This window comes from Deltaproteobacteria bacterium HGW-Deltaproteobacteria-18, from assembly GCA_002841885.1.
Classification (GTDB): domain Bacteria; phylum Desulfobacterota; class Desulfovibrionia; order Desulfovibrionales; family Desulfomicrobiaceae; genus Desulfomicrobium.
In genome coordinates this window covers 43,103-63,174 of the sequence record PHBE01000014.1, presented here as the reverse complement: position 1 = coordinate 63,174, position 20,072 = coordinate 43,103, and the positions used below count along the sequence as shown (strand labels likewise).

Genomic DNA, 20,072 nt, shown 5'->3' with positions numbered 1-20,072 from the left:
TCCCGGGCCGTCGTAAAAATTTGTTCATGATCCGGTCCGTTGCGCGGCTTTGGGACCGGGTCCGCCCGCGACGTAGGAGTGCAGGGGCAGAGGGCGGTCCAGGCAGTCGCAGCGGTCGAGGATGGGGGTCAGAAAACCCCAGCACAGCTCCACGGCGTCCTGCCGCCAGAAAAGTGTCTGGTCGCCGGTGATGCAGTCCAGCAGAACCTTGGCGTAATCGTCCAGACGGCCAAGGCCCGAGCCCGCGCCGTAGGAGAACTCCATGGACTGTCCCTGCAGGCAGAGCGTGGATCCCTGACCCTTGGTCTGGACCTCCAGGCGGACCACCTCGTGCGGGTGGATACCGATGACCAGCCGATTGGGCGGGATGATGTCGTCCTTGGTCTTGCGGAACATGGATACGGGCACGCTCTTGAACTGCACCGTGATCTCGGTGTGTTTTGCCTCCAGCCGTTTGCCCGAGCAGAGGTGGAAGGGCACGCCCTGCCAGCGCCAGTTGTCCAGATAGACCTTGAGCCAGGCGAAGGTCGGGGTGGTCGAGTCCGGCCGTATGCCCGGTTCCTGCAGATACCCCGGCACGGCCTGGCCGTCTGACATGCCCGGTCCGTACTGGCCCAGGATCAGCTGTTCATCCAGTCGCTCAAGATCAAGCGGGCGCAGGGCCCGGAAGACCTTGGAGCGTTCGTCGCGGACCAGTTCGGCCTCGAACATGGACGGCGGCTCCATGGCGCACAGCGAAAGCAGCATCATCATGTGGTTCTGGAACATGTCCCTGAGCACACCAGCCTGATCGTAGAATCCGGCGCGGTGGCCGATGCCGAGGGTTTCGGAGGCGGTGATGCGGATGTGGTCGATGTAGCGGCGGTTCCAGACGGGCTCGAAGAGGGCATTGGCGAAGCGCAGCAGCAGGACGTTCTGCACGGTCTCCTTGGCCATGTAGTGGTCGATGCGGAAGATCTGGCGCTCGCTGAAATAGCGGTGCAGCACCGTGTCCAGCTCCCTGGCCGTGGGCAGGTCGCGGCCGAAGGGCTTCTCCACGACGATGCGCACGCTCGTGTCCTCGCTCTCCCGTCCAAGGCCCGCCTCTCCGAGCATGGTGGCCAGGGGGATGTAGGCGCTCGGGGGCACGGCCAGGTAGAAGAGCCGGTTTTTCGGCGTCTCGCGGTCGAGTTCGCCAAGGGCTAGGCTCAGGGTGTAGCCCGCTTCGGGTTCGTCGGGATCCAGTCGCAGGTAGCGGACCCGGGGCGCGAGATCGGCCAGACAGGACGGGGGGATGACCTCTGCGAGTTTTTCACCGATCAGGTTCGAGTATTGCTCGGCGCTCAAATTCGTGCGCCCCACGGCCAGGATGCGCGTGTCGTGACTGAGCAGGCCGTTCTGACAGAGGGAGGCCAGGGCCGGGAAGATCTTGCGCATGGCCAGGTCTCCGGTGGCGCCGAAGATGACCAGATTGACCGGAGCGGCCTGGGTTGCTGTGGGGCAGGATGATGAGGCGCTCATGGGGCTCCCGGGGTGGTGAGAAGGTTCGGAGCGATCAGAAATATCAGGACGAAGCCAAAAGGCAAGTCCCGGATTCCTGTCTCTTTTGTCCGGCGGGGCGTGTTTTCAGCGGAAAAAGAGGGCCACCCCGGCCAGGGTGACCAGGGCGCCGACGAGGCTGCGCCGGGAGACCTTGTGCCCAGTCATGACGGCAAGCCCCAGGGCGAAGAGGGGACTGACCGAGATGAGGGTCTGGGCGATGGCCGCACCCGTCAGCTTGAGGGCGGCCTGTTGCAGCCAGATGCCAAGAAACGTACCCAGGAAGACGGCCAGGGTGAAGAACGCCCATCCGTTCCGGGCCGTGCCGATGGAACGCCAGCACTCCCGGCGCAGGACGACTTCGGGCTTGAGGATCGGCAGCACGGTCCACAGCACCAGACTGGCCGCAGCCAGGCGGATGAGGGCGGCCCAGAGGGGGGTGATCCCGGTTGTGACCATGACCTGCCGGGACATGACCATGCCGGTGGCCTGACACAGGGCGGCCAGGGTGGCGAAGCCAAGACCCGGTAGATTCAGACGTTTTTGTTGCGGCTGATGCTCCGTGATCACCCAGAGGATGCCGCTCATGGTCAGGAAGATGCCCGCCCAGGCCCAGAAACCGATGGTTTCGTGCAGGAAGCACAGCGCCAGGACGCCGGTCAGCGGCGGCGCCAGGGATTCGATCAGCAGGGTCTGACTGGGGCCTACTCGCTTTATGGCCGAGAAATAGGCGCTGTCGCCGATGCTGATGCCGACGATGCCGCTGCCCGACAGCCAAAGCCACTGCGTAGTCGAGAGGATGGGGGGCGAGTCGCCAAGGACGAAAACGGTCGCGCCCAGCATGGCCACGGCGATGCTGCCCTTGATCAGGTTCAGGAACAGCGCCGGAGCCTGATTGCCGGTGCGGGCGTAAATGATGGTGGCCAGGGCCCAGATGAAGGCCGCCGTGAGGGCCGCGACCTCCCCGGCAAAGGGGATGTTCGTCACGCCTGGGGGAGAAACGAGGTCTGGTTGGCGAAGAAGAACTTCGTGTCGAAGGGGCCAAAGCTGCCCGTTTCGGCCATCAGGGTGAAGTATTCCACCCGGCCGTAACGGCGGGTCAGGTCTTCGCGCACGCCCATGCGGGTGTAGTACTCGGCTTTGGGTATTGGGTGCTCGCTCTCCGTCAGGTCATACACCGCGCCCTCGACTTCGGCCCAGGCGTGGACCACAAATCCCGCATCGCCTGGAATCCAGGCGTGGACAACCTCGGCCAGTTCGCTTTCGCTGCAGATTTCCATGGCCGCCGCAAATGATTGTTCCCTGAAATGCATGTTCACTCCTTGGTGGTGATGGTGTCCATGAGGGCCGCGCCCAAGGCGTTGCCGACCTCGTAATGTTCCGGAAAAATCGCTTCGGTGCCGAGACGCGCGGCCACTGCGGGGAGCAGGAACGGGGCGGCTGCCCCGATGCCGATGATCCGTGGGCGGACCTTGATCGTGATGTCGAGGAGCGTGTCTCGCCCGGGTTCCTGAATGAGACGGGCCAGGGCCGGACCGACTTCCCGGTTGCCCAGGGCGCAAAGAATGGTGGTGGCGATGGTTGCGTGGGCTTTTTCAAGCACGAGGTCGCAGAACGCTTGCGGTGCGAGATTCAGGAGCGCGGCCAGCACCCCTGCGCCTGCCATGGCGGGTCTGGCGTCGCCGAGGTCCAGGCGTCCGAGCACATGCAGGGCGTCCGTGGGCGTGAATCCGCAGGTGATGACCCGTCTTGCGGCCTGCAGTCTGGCGATGGCTTTTTCCAGACTTGATTCGGCTAGGGCCAGCTCCTGCCGCAGGCGCACGGGCGTGGCCGGGCCATGCTCGGCGAGCCAGCGCAGGATGGGGTCGTCCTTGGGCTCGGTGCCCGGAGCAAGCTGCACGCACTGGGCGCAAAGGTCCGCACCGAGCCAGGCCTCGGGGCGCGTCATGGATTCCAGGGCCGCCCCGTCAAGATGCAGGTGGATCTGGGACAGCGGTACGACCCGGGCCGGGCCAAGGCAAAGGCGGCCGTTCTCGACGCGCGTCAGGCTGTCGCCGCCAAGGCCCACGGTGTACATCTCCACGGCCCGCACGTGCGTGCGCCAGGAGCCGATGGTCATGCCCTCCTCGCGGACCACGGGGCGGCCCTCCCTGACGAGGGTGATGTCCGTCGTGGTGCCGCCCACGTCCACGATGAGCGCCGTCTCGCCCGCGGCGGCGTGTCCGCCGAACAGGGCGGTGGCCGCCGGGCCGCTGGCCACCGTGGCCGAGGAATTGCGCACGGCCTCGGGCAGGTCCATGCTCTGGCAGTCTCCGCGCACGATGCGCACCGGGCAGGACAGTCCGAGGCGTTCCATGGAGCGGGCGATGCCGCGCAGGAAGTCCTGCATGACGGGCAGCAGGCGGGCGTTGAGCACGGCCGTGGCGGCGCGTTCCTCCATGCCCGGGCGGGTGCTGGCCTGATGGGAGCAGAACACGGGTTTTGGGTCCATGAGCTCGATGGCCTTGGTCGCGACCAGTTCGTGGGTCGGGTCTTCGAAGGCGAGCATGGCGCAGACGGCATAGGCGTCCACGCGGCCTTTCATGGCGGCGATGCCCTGGATCAGAAAATCCATGCCCAGTGGTTCGGATTCGATGCCCCGGGCCTTGTGTCCGCCGGGGATGAAGCGCATGTCCGCCGCCGGAATGTGCAGGCGTTTGTCGTGACCGATGACGAAGAGTCCGACCTCCGCCCCCTTGTCTTCCACCAGGGCGTTGGTGGCGAGGGTCGTGGACACGGTCACAAGTTCGATCGCGTCCGGGTTTGCGCCCGAGGCCAGGAGCACCTTTTCCAGGCTTCGGCCGATGGCCAGGGCCGGGTCGTGAGGGGTGGTCGGAGTCTTCACGCCGGCCAGAACCCGTCCGGACGAACGGTCGAGAACTGTCGCATCCGTGTAGGTGCCGCCGGTGTCGATGCCGATGACGCAGGTTGGTGGGGACATGGAAATTTCCTTTCTGGGGATGATCCTTCAGACGCGATTGCCTTAAGGATTTACGTCGGCCCCGTCCAGTGGGGCGGCATGATGCCGGGTGGAGGGCGTCAGGCTCCGGCACGTGCGCCACCGGAGCACTTTTTTCATCATGGCCATCCGCTGATGGTTGTCTCCTCCCGCAAAATATGCAAGCAGGAGGATGGTCGATATTCATGTCGCGGGATCTCCGCGCTCATGGAAAACCAAGGAGATATTCGTGCACGAAGAACTGCATTTGATCATGGGGGGAGAGGCCGGGCAGGGCCTGGATACCGTTTCCGGGCTGCTGGGAAAAGCCGTGGTCCGCTCGGGCAGGCATCTGCTCGCGGCCCAGCATGTCATGTCCCGGGTACGGGGCGGACACAATAATTTTCGTCTGCGCATCGGTTCGCAGCCCGTGCCGGGGCCGCCGGACACGTTTCATCTGTTGGCGGCCATGAGCCGGGAGAGCGTGGTCCTGCACAAGGACAAACTCAAGGATCCGGCCATCATTCTGGCCGACGCGGGCTGGGAACTGCCCGATACTCCCGGCCTTGTGGCCATCCCCTTTGCGGAGCTCGCGCCGCGTCCTGTTTTTCGCAATGTTGCCCTGCTCGGCGTGATAGGGGCCATGCTCGGCCTTGAGGCGTCCCTGTTCGAGGAGCAGCTTGAGGAGCAGTTCGGTGCCAAGGGGGACGAAATCGTCTCCAGCAATCTGCGCGTGCTGGCGTCCTCCATGAAGTGGGCTGTCGAAAACGCCCCGAGCCTGCCCCTGCCCAAAGCCGGGGGCCCGGCCGGACTGCTGACCATGGACGGCAACCAGGCCATCGTTCTTGGCGCGCTTGCCGCAGGTGTGCGTTTTTGCGGCTATTATCCCATGTCCCCGGCGACCTCCATCGCCGAAGGCCTGGTCCAGGCCGCCGTCGAGATGGGCGTTGTGGTGGAGCAGGCCGAGGACGAGATAGCGGCCGCGAACATGGCGCTCGGCGCGTCCTACGCCGGAGCGCGGAGCATCGTGCCCACCTCGGGCGGCGGGTTCGCCCTCATGACCGAGGCCGTCAGCCTGGCCGGAGTCTCGGAGACGCCCGTGGTATTTGCCGTGGTTCAGCGCCCCGGCCCGGCCACGGGTCTGGCTACGCGCACGGAGCAGGCCGATCTGGACCTGGTGCTTTACGCCGGTCACGGCGAGTTCCCGCGCGCCATCCTGGCTCCGTCCACTCTGGATGACTGCTTTCATCTGACCCACAGGGCCTTCGATCTGGCTGAAAAGAGCCAGGGCCCGGTGTTCCTGCTTTCGGACCAGTATCTGGCAAGCACCGCGCGGTCGGTCGCGCCCTTTGATCTTGAGGCGCTCGCGCCCGTTACGGAGCCTGATCTCGGCGACACCGACCCGGAGAAATACCGTCGCTACAACTGGGACAATCCCATCTCCCCCCGGCGTATTCCCGGGCACGGAAAGAGCCTGGTCCTGGCCGATTCCCATGAACACGACGAGATCGGGCACATCATCGAGGACGGGGGCATTCGCGTGCGCATGCAGGACAAGCGCCAAGCCAAGATGGAAGAGCTCCTTTCCCGGGTCCTGCCGCCGGAGTTTTCAGGCGACGAAGAACCGGAGCTGTTGCTGGTCGGCTGGGGATCCTCCTGTGAAGTGCTGCGCGAAGTGACCGCAGAGCTGCGCAAGAGCGGGACCAGGGCCGCCTGTCTGTGCTTCACCCAGGTCTGGCCGCTGCTCCCCGAGACCTTCATGCCGCGCCTCGAGTCGGCAGCGGCGGTCGTGGCCGTGGAAGGCAACAGCACCGCCCAGTTCGCGGGCCTGCTGCGCAAGACCACAGGTTTTCACATTCAAGACACCGTTCTGCGTTATGACGGCCGGGCCCTGACGGCAGGGTTCGTCATGGAGCGGCTGCAGCCCGTCCTGGAGGCTTTATGATCGACACCAAGACCTACGGCGAATTCAAGACCAGCTGGTGCCCCGGCTGCGGCAACCATGACGTGCTCGTGGCCGTCAAGGAAGCTCTGGCCAGCCAGGACATTCAGCCGCACCAGTTCATCATGGTTTCCGGCATCGGCCAGGCGGCCAAGACCGTGCACTATCTCAAGTGCAACGGCTTCAACGGGCTGCACGGCCGCGCCCTGTCCCCGGCCCAGGCCGTCAAGCTGGTCAATCCCGAGATGACAGTGCTGGTGGAGTCGGGTGACGGCTGCACCTACGGCGAGGGCGGAAACCACTTTCTGGCCGCCATCCGGCGCAACGTGAACATCACCCTCATCGTGCATGACAATCAGATCTACGGTCTGACCAAGGGCCAGTCGAGCCCCACGACCATGACCGGGCACGTGACCAAGAACAATCCCCTGGGCGTCGTCGATCAGCCTTTCAATCCCGTGGCCGTGGCCGTGGCCATGCGCGCCGGCTTCGTGGCCAGGACCTTCTCGGGCTTTCACGAGCATGCCGTGAAGACCATTGTCGAGGCCATGCGGCATCCGGGCTTCGCCTTGGTGGACCTGCACTCGCCGTGCATATCATTCAACAAGCTCAACACCTTTGCCTGGTACAAGGCCAGGTGCAAGGAGGCGAGCCATGATCCGCAAGACTGGGCCGCCGCCATGACAGTGGCCCAGGCGTTCGGTGAAGAGATTCCCATCGGCGTGCTGTTTCGCGAGGAGCGCCCCTCCAAGGACGCGCAGCTTCCGCAGTGCGCTGACGGCGCCCTGTATCGCAAGGCCGTGGACATGGAGGCCGTGAAGCGACGCATGCTCGCCTATGCCTGACCCCAAGGGGCGTCTTGCCAAGTGACGGGCATACGGGTAGGGCCACAAAAAAAAAGAAGGAGAATTCCATGGCCAAAGCACGTGCTCGTCACATTCTGGTGGCAACCGAAGAGGTTTGTCAGGCTCTGAAAACGAAAATCACGGAAGAGGGTGGAGATTTCGCCGAGATCGCCCGCAATTATTCACAGTGCCCGTCCGGGAAGCGCGGCGGGGATCTGGGCTCATTCGGTCCCGGCCAGATGGTTCCTGAATTCGACCAGGTTTGCTTCAACGAAGCCGTCGGCGTCGTGCACGGACCGGTCAAGACCCAGTTCGGCTTTCACCTGGTGGAAGTGACCGAGCGCTCCTGAAAGGACAGGGCACCAAGCCTGTCTGTGAAAACCGGGCTGCTTGGTAGTCCGGTTTTTTTTGGGAAAGAGGAATGGGAAGAATGGGATTTCCAGGATCTATAGGACCTATAAGAAACACAGGTTGAAGAAATTTTCATAGGTCCCTTTCGTCCCATGCGACCCATTTATCCCCAACGCCCCATTTTTTCAGAGGAACTCCATGGAAGATCACATCCGCTTTGACGCCGAGGCCTGCGCCCTGCTCCTTCTTGACCAGCGCAAGCTGCCGCTGACCGAGGAAACCTTTGCCTGTCGCACCGTCGAGGACGTCGTCTACGCCCTGCAGACCATGGTCGTGCGCGGGGCGCCTGCCATCGGCGTCAGCGCCGCCTACGGGTGTCGCATTGCACTCAGGCAGGCCATGGCGGCCGGGGCGTATTGGCGCAGCGAGCTTGAGCGGCTGCTCTCCATGCTTGCCCAGGCCCGGCCTACGGCGGTCAATCTGGCCTGGGCCGTGGGACTGATGCGCGAGGCCGGATTCAACATCCATGACCCGCGCGCGCTTGGCGAGGTCTGGTCGGCTCTGGCCATGAAGATTCATGCCGAGGACATCGCCATGAACAAGGCCATGGGCCGTTTTGGCGGAGCCTTGCTTGCCGATGGCGACACGGTCATGACCCATTGCAACGCAGGCGCGCTGGCCACCGCGGGTTACGGCACCGCCCTTGGCGTGATCCGTGGCGCGGTGGACATGGGCAGGAAGATTTCGGTCATCGCCAACGAGACCAGGCCCTTTCTGCAGGGCGCCCGGCTGACCGCCTACGAGCTGCACAAGGATGGTATCCCTGTCACCGTGGCCTGCGACAACGCCTGCTCGCTGCTCATGAAGCGCGGCCTGGTGGACAAGGTCGTGGTCGGGGCGGACCGCATCGTGGCCAACGGCGACGTGGCCAACAAGATCGGGACCTCCGGCGTGGCCATCCTGGCCCGTCATTACGGCATCCCTTTCTACGTGGCCGCGCCCAGTTCCACCTTCGACCTGGCCACGCCGGACGGCAGCCTCATCCCCATCGAGGATCGTACGCCGCTGGAAGTGACCCATGTGGGAAATACGCAGATCACGCCTGACGGAGTCCCGGTTTTCAATTTTGCATTCGATGTCACGGATCATTCCCTGATCACGGGCATCATCACTGAACGCGGGGTTCTTTCCCCGCCCTACACATCGAGCATCGCCGAGATCATCGGCCAGGAATCCAGACCATGAACCAGTTTCTTCCCATGGTGGCCCTCATCGGGCGTCCCAACGTGGGCAAATCCACTCTTTTCAACCGCCTCATCAAGAGGCGGGTCTCCATCACCCACGACATGGCCGGCGTGACCCGGGACAGCATCTTCAGCGAGGTGCGCGGGGAAACACGTTCGTACATGCTGGTCGACACCGGCGGGCTGGTCCCCGATTCCAGCGACGAGATCGAGATCAGCATCTTTGAGCAGGCCAGGGAGGCCATGGCCGGGGCGGATCTCATACTGTTCATTGTCGACGGCCGCACCGGGCTGCATCCCCAGGACGAACAGGTCGGGCAGTATCTGCGCCAGAGCGGCAAGGAAGTGCGCGTCATCGTCAACAAGGTCGATGGCCCCGAACAGGAGGAGACCATGGCGGCCGACTTCTATGGCCTGGGCTTTCCTCTGGACTGCGTGTCCGCGTCCCATGGTTTCGGCATGGGCGACCTGCGCGAGATGATCGAGGAAATTCTGCCCCGGCCGGAGGCGCAGGAGATCGAGGCCGGACCGGCCCAGGGCGGACTCAAGATTGCCCTGCTCGGACGCCCCAACGCAGGCAAGTCCTCGACCGTCAACGCGCTTCTCGGCAAGAAGCGTGTCATGGTCAGCGCCGAGGCCGGCACCACCCGCGACTGCGTGGACGTGACCGTTCAGCGCGGCGGCAAGACCTACACGATTGTCGACACCGCCGGGGTGCGTCGCAAGTCCAAGGTCACGGATTCCCTGGAATATTTCAGTGTAGTGCACTCCATGCAGGCCGCCAAGCAGGCTGACGTGGTGGTTCTCGTGCTCGACATCATGGACGGCGTGGTCGGTCAGGACAAGCGCCTGTTGTCCTTTCTGGACACGGAAAAGATCCCCTTTGTCATCGTCGTCAACAAGATCGACCTCTTGACCAAGGACCAGCTGGCGAAGACCAAGAAGGATCTGGTGGATGAGTTCGCTTTCTGCGCCCATGTGCCTGTGCTGTATTCCTCGTCCGTATCCATGGCGGGGCTCGGCGGGCTTTTGCCCCTGGTCGAGAAGCTCTGGGAGCAGTGCGGCCAGCGCGTGACCACGGGCGAGCTCAACCGTCTGGTCAAGATGGTCACCGAGCGGCATCAGCCCCCGGTCATGGGCGGCCGCCGGGGCAAGATCTACTACATGACGCAGGCCGACTCCCGGCCGCCGACCTTCGTGTTTTTCGTCAACGACGCGAAGCTCTTTCACGGCAGCTACGTGCGCTATCTGGAAAATCAGCTGCGCAAGGTTTTCCGCATGGACAAGACGCCCATCCGCATGGTTTTCCGCTCCAGCCACGACAACGAAAAAGGCAAGTAGGACAGGGCTCCCTTGACCGGGCTTTGGCCATGCCCTAGTGTCCCTCCACGCTCCGGGCCGTGCGTCCGGAGCTCCAAAAAAGACGCCCATATGAAGGAGGATGTATGGTTCAGAAAGCTGACAAGATTTGGTTCGACGGCAAACTCGTTCCCTGGGACGAAGCTCAGGTTCACGTCCTTACGCATACCCTGCACTACGGAGTGGGCGTGTTCGAGGGCATCCGCTGCTACGTCTGCTCCGACGGGAGCTCGGCCGTATTTCGTCTGCAGGAGCACGTCGAGAGGCTCTTTTTGTCGGCCAAAATCAATGAAATGGTCATCCCCTTCACCGAGCAGCAGATTTTCGATGCCATCATCGAGACCCTCAAGGCCAACCGCCAGCCCGAGGGCTATATCCGGCCCCTGTGCTTCATCGGCGCTGGCGCCATGGGCGTCTTTCCCGGCGACAACCCGATCCAGACCATCATCGCGACCTGGCCCTGGGGCGCCTACCTTGGAGCCGAAGCCCTGGAAAAGGGCATCCGCATCAAGACCTCGACCTTCACCCGGCATCACGTAAATGTCATGATGACCAAGGCCAAGACCTGCGGCAACTACGTCAACTCCGTGCTGGCCAAGCGCGAGGCTCTGGCCGACGGCTACCACGAGGCCCTGATGCTCGACGCCGAAGGCTATGTGTCCGAGGCCACGGGCGAGAACATTTTCATGGTCCGAAACGGGGTGATCAAGACTCCGCCGCTGGGCTCCATCCTGGCCGGCATCACCCGCGAGACGCTCATGATCCTGGCTGAAGACCTCGGTTACACCGTCATCGAGGACCGCTTCACGCGTGATGAACTGTACTGCGCCGATGAAGCCTTCTTCACCGGCACGGCGGCCGAGGTCACGCCCATCCGCGAAATCGACCGCCGGACCATCGGCGAGGGCAGTCGCGGTCCGGTCACGGCAGCCTTGCAGGACGCCTATTTCAAGCTGCTGCGCGGCGACAATCCCAAGTACGGAAAGTGGCTGGCCCGTTACACGATCTAGCTTTTTCGATCATTGCGCGCATGCCGGGTCCCGCTCAGGCGGAACCCGGCGTTCCATGAACTTTTGCCCCCCCTCCACGCACCATGAGTCAGGAAAGCCTTACCGCCCGTTACCGCCCTCAGAGTTTTGCAGAAGTGGCCGGCCAGGACGCTGTCAAGCGCATCCTCTCCCGGGCTGCGTCCACAGGGCGGGTTGCACCGGCCTATCTGTTCAGCGGGACCCGCGGGGTGGGCAAGACCACCCTGGCCCGCATCTTCGCCAAGGCCCTGAACTGCCAGAACGGACCCGCCCTGGAGCCCTGCAACCAGTGTCCGATCTGCCGCCAGATCACCCTTGGCTCGGCCGTGGACGTGGTCGAAATCGACGGCGCGTCCAATACCGGCGTCGACAATGTCCGTCGCCTCAAGGAAGATGTGGGATATGCGCCGCTCGAGTGCCGCTACAAGGTCATCATCATCGACGAAGCGCACATGCTCTCCAAGCAGGCCTTCAATGCGCTCCTGAAAACCCTAGAGGAGCCGCCCGGCCACGTGACCTTTATCATGGCCACCACGGAACCGGAAAAATTTCCCCAGACCATCATCAGCCGCTGCCAGCATTTCGTCTTCAAGCGTCTGCCCCAGGCTGACCTGGTGCGGCATCTTGACGGTGTGCTCACGCGTGAATCCATGCCGGCCGAGCCTTCCGCCGTGACCCTCATAGCCCGGCGCGGGGCCGGATCGGTCCGTGACGGCATGTCGCTTCTGGGCCAGGTCATGGCTCTGGGTTCCGATTCCCTGACCCTGGCCGACGTGCGCGAGGTGCTGGGACTGGCCGGGAGCGAGGTCTTCGTGCGCCTGATCGAATGCGTGCAAGCCCGGGACCTGCAGGGCCTGCACGCCCTCTTGACCCAGATTCTGGATCAGGGCGTGGACCTGGGTTTCTTCCTGCGCGAACTGGCCGGTTGCTGGCGCAATCTTTTCCTGCTGCACCAGATGGGTGATGCGGCGCGGAGCATCATCGACCTCCCGGCCGAGGAAGTGGACATCTGGGCCAGTGTCGCGCCCGGTTTTTCTCTGGGGCATTTGCACGCGGCCTGGCAGATGACCATGGACAGCCAGCGCAAGGTGCTGACCAGCATGGAGCCTGCCCTGGCCCTGGAGCTGCTGCTTCTCAATCTGGCGTGTCTGCCCGATCTTTTGGCCATGGGGGCCTCGGAAGCCCGCCCCGGCGGCGATCCCGGCCGAGGAGGAGCCCCCGCGCGTCCCGCCCCGTCCCGACCCATGACCCCGCCCGCCTCGCCAGCCGCGTCCCGTGCCCCGGGTAACGCCACGGCCCGGCCGGCTCCAGCATCTTCCCCGCAGCCCGCACAGGCCGCGCCTGCCGCACAGGCCGCGCCTGCCGCACAGGCCGCGCCTGCCGCACAGGCCGCGCCTGCCGCACAGGCCGCGCCTGCCGAATCGTCCAGGGCGCTGCCCCGATCTGCTGCCCAGGCTTCAGGGCCGGGCATGTCGTTGCGGGAAGCGCAGGCGGATTTCAGCAGCCGGGCCGATGGGCCAAGCGCGGCTCCTCCTGTATCCGCTGCCCAGGCCGTGCCTGCCGGTCCCAAGAATTGGGCCGGATTCGTGGCTTTTTGCGCCAAGCGCGCGGAAGGGGCGAAGCCTTTGCCTGGTCTGGACAAGGCGCAAGGAGAGCTTCGGGGTGCTGAACTGGTCATGACCAGCCGGCATATTTTTCTGTGCGACCGCCTCAAGGCCAGCATGCCCTTGCTGACGGAAGCGGCCCGTGCCTACTTCGGTCCCGGCGTGACGCCGAGGGTTGATGCACCGGCGGAATCGGTGCGCAAGACCCGCACCGAACTGCGCGAGATGGCCCTGGTAGATCCCGTGGTGCAGGAGGCTCAGGAAAAATTTCAGGCCCGGATCGTCGAGGTCCGGCCCCTATCAAACGGAAATTCCAAGGAGAGCGAGATATGAACGAACTTATCAGACAGGCGCAGATGATGCAGAAGAAGATGCTGCGCACTCAGGAAGAGATAGGCAAGAAGGAAGTGGAGACCAGCGTGGGCGGCGGCATGGTCACGGTCAAGGCGACCTGTGCCGGAGAGATACTGTCCGTGGTCATCGACCCGGCCGTGCTCGAGGACGTGGACATGCTCCAGGACATGGTTCTCTCGGCGGTCAACGAAGTCCTGAAGAAGGGCAAGGACCTGATGCAGGGCGAGATGGCCCAGATCACCGGCGGGATGAAGATTCCCGGTCTTTTCTAGGGAGCCCGGGTGCAGCGTCTTCCTTCTCCCTTGCAAAAGATCGTGGATCAGTTTTCGGCCCTGCCCGGGGTGGGGCCCAAAAGCGCCCTGCGCATGGCCCTGACCCTGCTCAAATGGCCAGAAGAGTCCGTGCGCTCCTTCGGTCGCGACATCGAGGGGCTGCGCAGCGCGCTGCACATCTGCTCGCGCTGCTGCGGTCTGGCCGACAGCGATCCCTGCCATCTCTGCACCGATCCCTCAAGGACGCCAGAGCAGCTCTGTCTGGTCTCGGAATGGGACAGCCTCATGGTCATGGAGGAATCCGGCATCTTCAAGGGCCGCTACCTGATCCTGGGCGGCCTTTTGTCCCCCCTGGACGGGGTCGATGCCGGAAATCTCGAGTTGGACAGGCTTGAATCCATTCTGCGGGAAGGTCAGGTGCGCGAGGTCATCCTGGCTCTGGGCTCGACCATGGAGGCCGAAGCCACGGGCTCCTATGTTCACAACCTGCTGACGCGCAGCTTTCCGGGCGTGTCCGTGACCCGTCTGGCCCAGGGCATTCCGCTGGGGTCGGAGATCAAATACGTGGACCGCGAAACCCTGAAGCAATCCCTCAAGCACAGGCAGTCCCTGTAGCCCCATGAGCAGCATCCAGGGCGAAGTCGTCTCCGTCGTCTACCACAATCCCGAAAACGGTTACGTCATCGCACGCGTGGACTCGCCTTCCGAGCCCGGACAGATCAACGTGGTCGGGCTTCTGGGCGACGTGGCTCCGGGCGAGTCCCTGCGCATGTCGGGCGAGTGGGTCGAGCATCCCAAGTTCGGGCGGCAGTTCAAGGCCGACTCCTGCGAACATCTTCTGCCCGCTTCCATAAACGGCATCCGCCGCTTTCTGGGCTCCGGGGCGATCAAGGGCATCGGCGAGAAGACCGCCGACCGCATGATCAGCCGTTTCGGCAGCCAGATTCTCGACATCATGGATTCGGATCCCGAACAGCTCCTCGAAGTGGAGGGCATCGGTCCGGCCAAGCTTCGGACCATCATTTCCTCCTGGCAGGAGAAGCGCGAGGTGCGCGGGCTGATGCTTTTCCTGCAGACGCATGGCGTGGCCACGACCTTTGCCCACCGCATCTTCCGTCATTACGGGGTGAACGCCGTGCAGCGCCTGCGCGCCAACCCCTATGACCTGGCCTATGATATCCATGGCATCGGTTTTCGTACCGCCGATGAGGTGGCGCTCAAACTCGGATTTGCCGAGGATGCGCCCCAGCGTCTGGAGGCCGGAGTGGAGTATTGCCTGCGCCAGGTGGCTGACGGGGCCGGGCACATGTTCCTGCCGCGTCCGGTCCTGGTGGAGGAGGCGGCCAAACTGCTGAACTGTCATGACCTTGAGCTCATCGAGGAGCAGATCGATGCCCTGGTCGAGCGCAAGCGCCTGGTCATCGAGCCTCTGCCGGAGAAGGGCGTGCCCGAGGCCGTTTTTCTGACGTACTTCTACCGCACCGAGCGCGAGATTGCTTCGCGTCTGCAGGGTCTGCTCGATCATGTCAGCCGCATCGACCCGGAAAAGATATCGAAAGCCGTGGAGCGGGAAGAGCAGCGCCAGTCCCTGACCCTGTCGGAAGAGCAGCGCGCCGCGGTGGAGTCGGCCTGCGGGCACAAGGTCTCCATCATCACCGGAGGTCCGGGCACGGGCAAGACGACCATCACGCGCGTCGTGGTGCGAGCCTTGAAGGCCCTGGGGCTGAAAATTTCCCTGGCCGCGCCCACGGGCCGGGCCGCCAAAAGGCTGGCCGAGGCCACCGGGTTCACGGCCACCACCCTGCACCGGTTGCTGCGCTACCAGCCTGCCACGGGCTTCGAGTTCAACGAGGAGAAGAAGCTCAGTGCCGATGTCATGGTCGTGGACGAGGTATCCATGCTCGACTGCGGCCTGTGCCTGTCGCTCCTGCGGGCGCTGCCCCTGACCTGCCGCCTGGTTTTCGTCGGCGATGAGAATCAGCTGCCGTCGGTGGGCGCGGGCAATGTGCTCGGAGACATGATCGAGAGCGGCGTGATTCCTGCCGTGCGCCTGACCCACATCTATCGACAGGCGCGCGAGAGCATGATCGTGGTCAACGCCCACCGCATCAACGAGGGCGAGTTTCCTCTCGGCAGTCCGCATGTCCCTCCCAAGGCCGATTTTTTCTGGGTCGAGAAGGAAAACCTGCTCGAACTGCAGGCCCTGGTCCTGCGCATGGTCTGCGAGCGCATCCCCGAAGCGTACGGCCTTGACCCCATGACCGACGTGCAGGTGCTGACCCCCATGCACAAGGGCGAGGTGGGCACCATCGCCTTGAACCGCCTGCTCCAGGAGCGACTCAATGCACAGGGGCGGGAGTTGGTCCGCGGCCAGCGAAGCTACCGGGTCGGGGACCGTATTCTGCAGCTCAGGAACAACTACGACAAGGAAGTCTTCAACGGTGACCTGGGGCGCATTCTCGCCTTCGATTCCGAGGACGAGACCCTGGTCGCTGAATTTGACGGCCGGGAAGTGGAGTATGGTTTCGACGAGCTCGACGAGATTGGTCTGGCCTACGCCATCAGCGTGCACAAAAGTCAGGGCAGTGAATACCCGGCCGTGGTCATGCCGGTGGTTTCGCAGCATTACATGCTCCTGCAGCGCAATCTGATCTACACCGGATTGACCCGCGCCAGGAAACTGGCCGTGCTCATGGGCTCGCGCCGCGCCATGCACATGGGGCTGGGCAACGAGCGCGGGCGACAGCGCCACACGTCGCTGGCCGCGCGTCTTGCAAAAGAGCATCAAATCTAGTCCAAGGGGCTGAAAGAACGGACGAATGGGGCTGAAATCACGGATTTGAGGGCGCGAGATGCGTTGACAGGCCTGTGAAAGCTTGTCTATGGAGTCTCTTTTGTGGATTGCGGGCGTGGCGGAACGGTAAACGCATCAGCCTTAGGAGCTGACGCCAAAAGCTTGTAGGTTCGAATCCTATCGCCCGCACCAAAACAAGAAAGACGAGTCCTGGCCATCAGGGAATCCTATGCCCGCGACGTGCCTGGACGTGACGATTCAGACATACTGAGGAAATGACGGGGACGGGTACGCCGAGGGAAAGAGCCCCGGCCCGCCTCCCTCGTAATATCGATTATCCGGGCCCCCGAGGGAGCGCCCATCACCTAAGGAGTGGAGTCATGGAATACAAAGTCGAAGAGCTTTCCCCGGTCAAGCGCAAGGTGGCGGTGGAAGTGAGCGTCGAGGAAGTGCAAGCAGCGCTGACCGCAACTGTGGCCCTGTATCGCAAGGGCGCGGAGATAAAGGGTTTCCGCAAGGGCAAGGTCCCGTCCTCCGTGGTCGAGGCCAAGTACCGCAAGCAGATTTACGGCGAGGCCACGACCGACCTGATCAACTACCATATCAATGAGATTCTGGGCGAACTCAAGCTCTCTCCTCTTTCCCGCATCGACGTCGATGCCAAGGAAATGGAGCGGGAAGAGAATTTTTCCTATTCGTTTTCCTTTGAAATCGCGCCGTCCTTCGACCTGCCCGAGTACAAGGGCCTTGCCGTCGAGGAAGAAGACATCGTCGTCGATCCGCAGCAGGTTGAGGACGTCATCGAGCGCATCCGTCAGAACATGGCCAAGACCGTGATCATCAAGGAAGAGCGTCCCGCCGCCAACGGCGATATCGCGGTCATCGACTTCCAGGCCTTCCAGGATGGAGCCGCCATGGAAGGAATTGCCGCCAACAAGTTTGAACTTCCCCTGGGCGAAGGCAATTCCCTGCCCGAGTTCGAGGACATCGTCATCGGCATGACTCCCGGCGACACCAAGGAGAGCGAGCTGACCTTCCCCGCGGATTTCATCAACGACAAGCTGGCCGGCCAGACCGTGTCCATGCAGATCACGCTGCACGCCATCAAGGTCCGTGACCTGCCCGAGGTCAACGATGATTTCGCCGAGCTTGCCGGTGGGTACACCTCCGTGCAGGACTTGAAAGACGCCATCGAGAAGTCTTACGTTTCGACCCGCAAGCAGCTGGTCAAGGGCGATGCCCAGAAGAAGCTGCTGGACGGCATCAAGGCCGAAGTCAGCTTCGATCTGCCGCAGAGCATCGTTGAAGAGCAGATCGACAAGCAGATCGTCGAGCTGCAGGGCACGCTTGAGCGTCAGGGCAAGAGCCTTGATTCCCTGGGCCGCACTCCCGCCGAGTTGCGCGAAGAGAACCGCGCCCAGGCCGAGGACGTGGTCAAGTCCTCCCTGGTGCTCCTGGCCATTGCCAGCGCCGAAAACCTGACGGTCGATCCTCAGGAAGTGGACCTGGTCCTGCAGAAGATGGCCGCGTCCACCGGTCAGGACTTCCATTCCATCAAGGATTACTACGAGCAGCACAACCTGATGATCCCGCTGAAGGATCGGGTTCTGGCCGACAAGGCCATGGAGCTTGTTTACGAAAACGCCACTGTGACCACGGTTCCCCCGGCAGCAGCTCCGAACGCATAGTTTCTTGGGGGGCCGGGCTTGACCCGGCCCCTTTTCTTTTCCGGGAAGTCCGCGTTCAATCTGGCAGGCAATGTGCAGGTCAAAGCGGGCGACCCGCGACTCCTTGGATACAGCCCTTGACACCCTGCCCCGGATCGTTATTTTTCAAATCTTTGGTGTCTGTCCCCATTTTTGTTTTTTAGGAGCTTTCATGGTCAGTAATTCCGTATTCGTCATTGAAAACACCGGCCGCGGCGAGCGGATGTACGATATTTATTCCCGCCTGCTCAAAGACCGCATCGTACTTCTGGGCACTCCCGTCGACGACCACGTCGCCAACTCCATCTGCGCCCAGCTGCTTTTTCTGGAGTCCGAGAATCCTGAGAAGCAGATCAGCATGTACATAAACTCTCCCGGCGGGGCCGTGACGGCCGGCATGGCCATCTATGACACCATGCAGTACATCTCCGCGCCCGTGGCCACCCTGTGCATCGGCCAGGCCGCGAGCATGGCGGCGGTGCTCCTGGCGGCAGGCGAGAAGGGCATGCGCTACACGCTGCCGCATTCACGCATCATGATCCATCAGCCCATGGGCGGATTTCAGGGACAGGCCACGGACATCGCGATTCAGGCCAAGGAAATCATTCGTCTGCGCGGCGAATTGAACGGAATCCTGGCCCATCACACCGGCCAGACGCTGGAAAAGGTTGAACAGGACACGGAGCGGGATTATTTCATGAGTGGGGAAGAAGCCTGCACATACGGTCTCATCGATCAGGTCCTGGCCTCTCGCAAGGAACTTGAATAGATTTAGGAATTATTTAGAATTTTTGAGGTAATCATGGCGGAAAGAAAAAAAAGAACCGGCAAGGACCTGACCTGCTCTTTTTGTGGAAAGGGACAGGACGAAGTGCTGAGGCTCATTGCCGGTCCGGATGTGTACATCTGCAATGAATGCATTGCCCTGTGCGATGACATTTTGAAGAATGACAATCGCAAGGAAGATCTTGATTCCTCGGACATCCCGTTGCCCCAGGAGATCAAGGCCGCCCTGGATGATTACGTGGTTGGGCAGGACGACGCCAAGAAGATCCTGTCCGTGGCCGTGTACAATCACTACAAGCGCATCAAGTACCACGCCCTGGTCAAGGATGACGTGGAGCTCGACAAGAGCAACATCCTCCTGATCGGTCCCACCGGTTCGGGCAAGACCCTGCTGGCCCAGACCCTGGCCCGCATCCTGAAAGTGCCCTTCGCCATTGCCGACGCCACGACGCTGACCGAGGCCGGGTATGTGGGCGAGGATGTCGAGAATATCCTGGTCCAGCTGGTCCAGAACGCCGATTACAATCTGGAGTCTGCGGCCAAGGGAATCATCTACGTGGACGAGATCGACAAGATCTCGCGCAAGTCCGACAGCCCGTCCATCACCCGCGACGTTTCCGGCGAGGGCGTGCAGCAGGCCCTCCTCAAGATCATCGAAGGGACTGTGGCCAATATCCCCCCCAAGGGCGGGCGCAAGCACCCGCAGCAGGAATTCATCCGCCTCGACACGTCGAACATTCTTTTCATTGTCGGCGGGGCCTTCATCGGGCTCGAAGACATGGTCAAGCAGCGCGTACAGGGCTCGAGCATGGGATTTGGCGCCAAGATGCGCCGCAAGCAGGACGACAATACCGACAGCCTGCTCAAGCAGGTTCACCCCATGGACTTGATCCGTTTCGGACTTATTCCTGAATTCACGGGGCGAATCTCGGTCATAACCTCCCTTACCGAACTCAAGGAAGACGATCTGATGCGCATCCTGCAGGAGCCCAAGAACGCCCTGGTCAAACAGTATCAGAAGATGTTCGAGCTTGAGAACGTGGAACTCAAATTCACGCACAATGCCTTAAAGGCCCTGGCCTCCAGGGCAATCAAGCTGGAAACCGGGGCGCGGGGCTTAAGATCCGTGATGGAGTCCATCATGCTCGACATCATGTACACTCTGCCGTCCACCAAGGACGTCACCGAGTGCGTCATCAACAAGGCCGTGGTGGAAGAGGGCAAGGAACCGTTGCTCCTTTTCAAACCCGAAGCCAAGAGCGCCTGACCATCCGTGGTCGGCCAAGACCCGC

At 62.7% G+C, this 20,072-nt stretch carries 17 protein-coding genes and 1 tRNA gene; 14 read left to right on the top strand and 4 right to left on the bottom strand.

The genetic code is table 11. The features are described 5' to 3' along the window. Positions 1–24: 24 nt before the first annotated feature. The 4 genes from zwf to CVU60_13285 form a co-directional block, all read right to left on the bottom strand. Complete coding sequence (gene zwf, locus CVU60_13300) at positions 25–1,500, bottom strand: glucose-6-phosphate dehydrogenase (GenBank protein ID PKN40996.1); 1,476 nt, start codon at positions 1,498–1,500, stop codon at positions 25–27. A 105-nt stretch (positions 1,501–1,605) separates the two neighbouring features. Next, positions 1,606–2,505 carry an EamA family transporter gene (locus CVU60_13295; GenBank protein ID PKN40995.1) on the bottom strand — a complete coding sequence of 300 codons (900 nt, stop codon included), beginning with the start codon at positions 2,503–2,505 and terminating at the stop codon, positions 1,606–1,608. Then, positions 2,502–2,831 carry a hypothetical protein gene (locus tag CVU60_13290; GenBank protein ID PKN40994.1) on the bottom strand — a complete coding sequence of 110 codons (330 nt, stop codon included), beginning with the start codon at positions 2,829–2,831 and terminating at the stop codon, positions 2,502–2,504. Before CVU60_13290 ends, CVU60_13295 begins: the two co-directional genes overlap by 4 nt. A 2-nt stretch (positions 2,832–2,833) precedes the next feature. Then, positions 2,834–4,498 (bottom strand): hydantoinase/oxoprolinase, encoded by a 1,665-nt coding sequence (locus CVU60_13285; GenBank protein PKN40993.1) that lies wholly within the window; start codon positions 4,496–4,498, stop codon positions 2,834–2,836. A 190-nt stretch (positions 4,499–4,688) separates the two neighbouring features. On the opposite strand from CVU60_13285, the gene CVU60_13280 reads away from it, so the two are divergent. The 14 genes from CVU60_13280 (at position 4,689) to CVU60_13215 (ending at position 20,047) form a co-directional block, all read left to right on the top strand. After that, positions 4,689–6,440: a 2-oxoacid:acceptor oxidoreductase subunit alpha gene (locus tag CVU60_13280; GenBank protein ID PKN40992.1), complete on the top strand. Its 1,752-nt coding sequence runs from the start codon at positions 4,689–4,691 to the stop codon at positions 6,438–6,440. Continuing rightward, positions 6,437–7,282 carry a 2-oxoacid ferredoxin oxidoreductase gene (locus CVU60_13275; GenBank protein ID PKN40991.1) on the top strand — a complete coding sequence of 282 codons (846 nt, stop codon included), beginning with the start codon at positions 6,437–6,439 and terminating at the stop codon, positions 7,280–7,282. Before CVU60_13280 ends, CVU60_13275 begins: the two co-directional genes overlap by 4 nt. Before the next feature lie 68 nt (positions 7,283–7,350). Then, on the top strand, positions 7,351–7,632 hold the full coding sequence (locus tag CVU60_13270; GenBank protein PKN40990.1) for a peptidylprolyl isomerase: 282 nt from the start codon (positions 7,351–7,353) through the stop codon (positions 7,630–7,632). 199 nt (positions 7,633–7,831) lie between these two features. Next, positions 7,832–8,878, top strand: a complete 1,047-nt coding sequence (gene mtnA / locus CVU60_13265; GenBank protein PKN40989.1) for an S-methyl-5-thioribose-1-phosphate isomerase — start codon at positions 7,832–7,834, stop codon at positions 8,876–8,878. Continuing rightward, a complete protein-coding gene (locus tag CVU60_13260) occupies positions 8,875–10,218 on the top strand; it encodes a ribosome biogenesis GTPase Der (GenBank protein ID PKN40988.1) in 1,344 nt (447 codons plus the stop codon). Before mtnA ends, CVU60_13260 begins: the two co-directional genes overlap by 4 nt. Before the next feature lie 104 nt (positions 10,219–10,322). Beyond that, positions 10,323–11,246 carry a branched chain amino acid aminotransferase gene (locus CVU60_13255; protein PKN40987.1) on the top strand — a complete coding sequence of 308 codons (924 nt, stop codon included), beginning with the start codon at positions 10,323–10,325 and terminating at the stop codon, positions 11,244–11,246. 83 nt (positions 11,247–11,329) lie between these two features. Next, complete coding sequence (gene dnaX, locus CVU60_13250) at positions 11,330–13,201, top strand: DNA polymerase III, subunit gamma and tau (protein ID PKN40986.1); 1,872 nt, start codon at positions 11,330–11,332, stop codon at positions 13,199–13,201. Next, the gene (locus tag CVU60_13245) at positions 13,198–13,494 is read left to right on the top strand and encodes a YbaB/EbfC family nucleoid-associated protein (GenBank protein PKN40985.1); all 297 of its coding nucleotides are present in this window, start codon (positions 13,198–13,200) and stop codon (positions 13,492–13,494) included. Before dnaX ends, CVU60_13245 begins: the two co-directional genes overlap by 4 nt. Positions 13,495–13,503: 9 nt before the next feature. Next, positions 13,504–14,109 carry a recombination protein RecR gene (locus CVU60_13240; protein PKN40984.1) on the top strand — a complete coding sequence of 202 codons (606 nt, stop codon included), beginning with the start codon at positions 13,504–13,506 and terminating at the stop codon, positions 14,107–14,109. Between the two features lie 4 nt (positions 14,110–14,113). Further along, entirely contained in the window at positions 14,114–16,288 is a 2,175-nt protein-coding gene (locus CVU60_13235; GenBank protein PKN40983.1) for an ATP-dependent RecD-like DNA helicase, read from the top strand. Positions 16,289–16,397: 109 nt separating this feature from the next. Next, positions 16,398–16,480 (top strand) — tRNA-Leu (locus CVU60_13230). Positions 16,481–16,668: 188 nt separating this feature from the next. After that, on the top strand, positions 16,669–17,976 hold the full coding sequence (gene tig / locus CVU60_13225; protein ID PKN40982.1) for a trigger factor: 1,308 nt from the start codon (positions 16,669–16,671) through the stop codon (positions 17,974–17,976). Between the two features lie 190 nt (positions 17,977–18,166). Next, a complete protein-coding gene (gene clpP / locus CVU60_13220) occupies positions 18,167–18,763 on the top strand; it encodes an ATP-dependent Clp endopeptidase, proteolytic subunit ClpP (protein PKN40981.1) in 597 nt (198 codons plus the stop codon). Positions 18,764–18,796: 33 nt separating this feature from the next. After that, positions 18,797–20,047, top strand: a complete 1,251-nt coding sequence (locus CVU60_13215; GenBank protein ID PKN40980.1) for an ATP-dependent Clp protease ATP-binding subunit ClpX — start codon at positions 18,797–18,799, stop codon at positions 20,045–20,047. The last annotated feature ends 25 nt before the right edge of the window (positions 20,048–20,072 follow it).